The 3,824-nt window shown below is 63.3% G+C and carries 6 protein-coding genes and 1 pseudogene; 4 read left to right on the top strand and 3 right to left on the bottom strand.

The window, feature by feature from the left end; all coding sequences use genetic code 11:
- Both JMF90_RS27885 and JMF90_RS27880 read left to right on the top strand, forming a co-directional pair.
- Positions 1–195, top strand: a pseudogene (locus JMF90_RS27885) (hypothetical protein); the annotation flags it as partial.
- A gap of 67 nt (positions 196–262) precedes the next feature.
- Complete coding sequence (locus JMF90_RS27880; protein WP_006413543.1) at positions 263–442, top strand: hypothetical protein; 180 nt, start codon at positions 263–265, stop codon at positions 440–442.
- 64 nt (positions 443–506) lie between these two features.
- On the opposite strand, the gene JMF90_RS27875 is transcribed toward JMF90_RS27880, so the two are convergent.
- Both JMF90_RS27875 and JMF90_RS27870 read right to left on the bottom strand, forming a co-directional pair.
- Positions 507–1,688, bottom strand: a complete 1,182-nt coding sequence (locus tag JMF90_RS27875) for an acyl-CoA desaturase (protein ID WP_011548855.1) — start codon at positions 1,686–1,688, stop codon at positions 507–509.
- Positions 1,689–1,779: 91 nt separating this feature from the next.
- The gene (locus JMF90_RS27870; RefSeq protein ID WP_041489508.1) at positions 1,780–1,998 is read right to left on the bottom strand and encodes a glycine zipper 2TM domain-containing protein; all 219 of its coding nucleotides are present in this window, start codon (positions 1,996–1,998) and stop codon (positions 1,780–1,782) included.
- A gap of 394 nt (positions 1,999–2,392) precedes the next feature.
- On the opposite strand from JMF90_RS27870, the gene JMF90_RS27865 reads away from it, so the two are divergent.
- Positions 2,393–3,142 carry a Crp/Fnr family transcriptional regulator gene (locus JMF90_RS27865; RefSeq protein ID WP_201325691.1) on the top strand — a complete coding sequence of 250 codons (750 nt, stop codon included), beginning with the start codon at positions 2,393–2,395 and terminating at the stop codon, positions 3,140–3,142.
- Between the two features lie 140 nt (positions 3,143–3,282).
- Entirely contained in the window at positions 3,283–3,486 is a 204-nt protein-coding gene (locus JMF90_RS27860) for a hypothetical protein (protein WP_006413539.1), read from the top strand.
- A 118-nt stretch (positions 3,487–3,604) separates the two neighbouring features.
- Here JMF90_RS27860 and JMF90_RS27855 read toward each other — a convergent pair.
- Positions 3,605–3,824 (bottom strand): hypothetical protein (locus tag JMF90_RS27855; protein ID WP_201325692.1); only part of this gene is annotated, 220 nt, incomplete at its 5' end.

Here is a 3,824-nt window from a genome sequence, read left to right as displayed (position 1 = left end):
CCCCACGCCCCCGGTCCGAAACGTTTCGGTTCAATCGTACGCATCGACACGATTCCGTCGACCTCGGCAACGGCGCCGCGTTACTCGACCATTTTCGAGCATGGCGCTCCGCAAACGGCGGCGCTCGCCCTCGATCTGGCGATGCAATTCGGCAAGGACATCGTCGACGGCAGAATCGCCCCTACGGCGATCTGATCCATCCGCCGCATCGGACTCGATGCGGCGTCTCGCGACGCGAGCACATCTCACTCAGGAGCGATCCATGAAATATTACTCAAGCACCTCGATCGACCGGCGCGATGACGCGACCCGGAAAAAACAGCGGGACGATCTCGCGCGTGCCGATGTCGAACGCGCCGAAAAGCGCATCCGTCAGGATGCCGGCATCAACTCCAATGCGAGCAAGTGGCGTTATTTGCGCCCCGACAATCGGGCGAGATGAGCGACGGATGCGCCACGCGCCGTGGCACACCGGTCCCGCACCGCAGGTCGCGGGCGGGCCGGGATCACGCATACCGGCGCAGGTGTATCGAGAATTCGGCGATCGCGTCGATGCCGGTCTGCTCCGCGCAGCGGCACCAATCCTGTAACTGAGCCAGCAATTGCTCGTGCGACGCGTGTGGCCACGTCCATAGCTCGAGCAACGCGTCGTAAATATCCACATACACGCGTATTCGCCGGTTGGCATTGGGGCTCGTCAGCACGCGCAGGTCGGGCTTGTTCCGATGGCCCCAGGCCTGGCGCAGCCAGTGTTTCATGCCGAGCGCGAACGCGCGCTTGTCGTCTCGACTCATGTCCTCGACGCGGCGCAGTTCCCGCCGGCAGGCGGACTCGAGCGTGCGCGCAAAGGCGGCCATCACCGCATGCCGGTTGCGGATGACCGCTTGCAGCGTCGCGTCGTCGGCGACTGCCTTGACCGGGAGCAGGCGCGGCTGCGTTGCGACTCGCCGAACGGTCGCCAGCCGCAATGCCGCCAGCAGGCGGATGTACGCCCAGCCGATATCGAACTCGAACCAGCGATTCGACAGCCTGGCGGACGTCACGTACGCGTGATGATTGTTGTGCAGCTCTTCGCCGCCGATCAGGATGCCCAGCGGGAAAAGGTTGGTACTCGCATCGGGTGTCGCGAAATTCCGATAGCCGCTGAAATGGCCTAAGCCATTGATCACGCCACCGGCCCAGAACGGAATCCATATCATCTGGATCGCCCACGCCGCCACGCCGGGCAACCCGAACAGCCCGACGTCGATCACGACCAGCAGCCCGACGCCGAGATTCGGATAGCGGGCATAGACGTGGCGTTCGAGCCAGTCGTCCGGCGTCCCCGATCCGTATCTGCGCGCCGTTTCCTCGTTCCGCACTTCCGCACGGTACAGTTCCGCGCCGCGCAGCAGCACGGTCGCGAGGCCGCGGGTTCGCGGGCTATGCGGATCGTCCGGGGTCTCGCTCCGCGCGTGATGCTTGCGATGCACCGCGACCCATTGCGAGGTCAGCATGCCGGTCGTCAACCACAGCCAGAACCGGAAGAAGTGACTGATGCACGGATGCAGATCCAGCGCCCGGTGCGCCTGGCAGCGGTGCAGGTACACGGTCACGCTGATGATGGTGACATGCGTGAGCACGAACACGACCCACGCAAGCTGCAACCAGGACAGCCTCAGTTCGCCGTTCAGAAGAAATGCCGACATTCCGTTCGCACTCCGCGCCACACTGGTATCCGCGCACGCTTCGCCGTGACGACGCGTGCGCGTGCCGATTCCCTGCCCTTCGACGAGCCTCCTATTTCCCGACCTGATTGCCGACAACCCCTCCGACGACGGCACCGCCAACGGTGCCCAACGCACTGCCGCCCGTCAGGACCGCACCGGCGACGCCGCCGACACCCGCCCCGATCACGGTATCCGTTCCGCGGTGGGACATGTCGCCGCAACCCGCCAGTACGATCATCGTTATGGTGACTATCGCCGTCCCGACCGGCACGGAATGTAGCTTTCTCATGATCATCTCCTCGGGTCGCCGCTACGCTGTCCGATCCCGCACGGCGCGCGGCCCCCCCTGGGCTGACGTCCCGATGAAATTCGAGACGTCGAATCACGATGGGGGGTAAATCGCGCGAAGTCCGTCCGCTAACGTACCGGACTGGATGCCGGCCGACCGTCTCACGGAAGCGCCGCTTGCACCGCGCCCGGCGCCAAAGCCGGCGTTGACCTGACTTCCTTGTAGTCGACATCGCGCGGCGAACAGCTCCCTGAGCCTTGCCGATCACGGCCGTCCCTGGCTCGTCAGGAAATCGGGCTTATTTTCAGCTACCGTACCGTCAAGCTGCGAACGACGAGATACGATAGTGAATCCCGCTCACTCCCCGCTGCGCTCGAAGCGACCAGACAACGCCATCGCGCCAGATGCGAGCCTAGGAACCACGCATGCCAGACATCCCCCCATCACTGAAAATCACCTGCTTGCCGCACTGCCGGAGAACGAGCTTGCACGCATCATCCCGAACCTGACGATCGTCGACATGCCGCTCGGGAAAGTGCTGTACGAATCGGGCGGCCAGCTTCATCACGTCTATTTTCCGACCACGACGATCGTGTCGCTGCTGTACGTGATGGAGGATGGCTCGTCTGCGGAAATCGCGATCGTCGGGCATGAGGGCATGATCGGCGTGTCGCTGTTCATGGGTGGTGAAACAACGCCGAGTCGCGCCGTCGTGCAAAGCGCTGGGCAGGCCTACCGGCTCGACGCGAGCGTCCTGAAAGAAGAATTCCGGCGCGGCAACTCGATGCAGCGTCTGTTGTTGCGCTATACGCAGGCGCTCATCACGCAGATGGCGCAGACCGCGGTATGCAACCGTCATCACTCGATCGATCAGCAGCTGTGTCGCTGGCTGCTGCTCAGCCTCGACCGTCTGCCATCGAACCAGTTGCGCATGACGCAGGAGCTGATCGCCAACATGCTGGGCGTGCGCAGGTCGGGCGTGACGGAAGCGGCATTGAAACTGCAGGACGCTGGCCTCATCCGCTACAACTACGGCCATATCGAGGTGCTGGACCGACCCGGGCTCGAAAAGCGTGTGTGCGAATGCTACAGCGTGGTCAAACGCGAATTCGATCGCCTGCTTCCTGACCTGAAGCGGCTCTAGGAATCCGTCAGCAACGGCGCTGGCCGACACTGCGCGGCATCGTACCGACTTCTTCGTCCGGCCCGGTCATCCTGTATTCGACACGCGTGCGTCGTCGATGCCGATACGCCCGCGCAAGGCGAATTCACGGGAGCAGGCAGATGAACGACCGCAAGCAGAAAGACGACGCTGTCGGGCAGCAACGCCGTAAATACGAGCAGGACAATGCAACGGACGACGGTATGCCCGCCGCGCCCGAAGTGCCGACGCATACGTGCCCGACCGAGCAAGAACGATTGCGGACCGCGAAGCAACGGATCGCCGATTCGAGAAAGCGCTGGGGTATGGCCTATCCGCCGAATTGAGCACGCACTGTGATCATGATACGGCGTTGCTCCCGACACAGGCGGAGCATGACATTCGCGCTCCGCGTTGTCGTGCGCGCGTCCCGCAGGCTACGTCGCCGACGTTCCGGCATCGGGCCTACTGGCACAGGCGGATCAAGAATTCGGCAATGGCCTTGATCCGCGCTGTTCCGTTCGGGTCACGATTCCATGCCAGTAGCCCTGCAAACGTCCGGCGAACTTTTGCAGGGCGGCCATCCCGCTTTCCCGAGCCTGTTCGAATCATTGCCTCCCAAGCCTTTTTCGCCCAGGCCGGCTTGCGGTAGAACTTTGCCGCGACGCGATACAGATCAATGATG

This window comes from Burkholderia sp. E168m23, from assembly GCF_016586125.1.
GTDB classification, from domain to species: domain Bacteria; phylum Pseudomonadota; class Gammaproteobacteria; order Burkholderiales; family Burkholderiaceae; genus Burkholderia; species Burkholderia orbicola.
This window is presented reverse-complemented; position numbering and strand designations above follow the sequence as displayed.

Excerpts from the sequence above, each read along its gene's own strand:
- JMF90_RS27880 (WP_006413543.1), top strand. The coding sequence starts at position 263 with ATGAAATATTACTCAAGCACCTCGATCGACCGGCGCGATGACGCGACC.
- JMF90_RS27875 (WP_011548855.1), bottom strand. The coding sequence starts at position 1,688 with ATGTCGGCATTTCTTCTGAACGGCGAACTGAGGCTGTCCTGGTTGCAG.
- JMF90_RS27870 (WP_041489508.1), bottom strand. The coding sequence starts at position 1,998 with ATGAGAAAGCTACATTCCGTGCCGGTCGGGACGGCGATAGTCACCATA.
- JMF90_RS27860 (WP_006413539.1), top strand. The coding sequence starts at position 3,283 with ATGAACGACCGCAAGCAGAAAGACGACGCTGTCGGGCAGCAACGCCGT.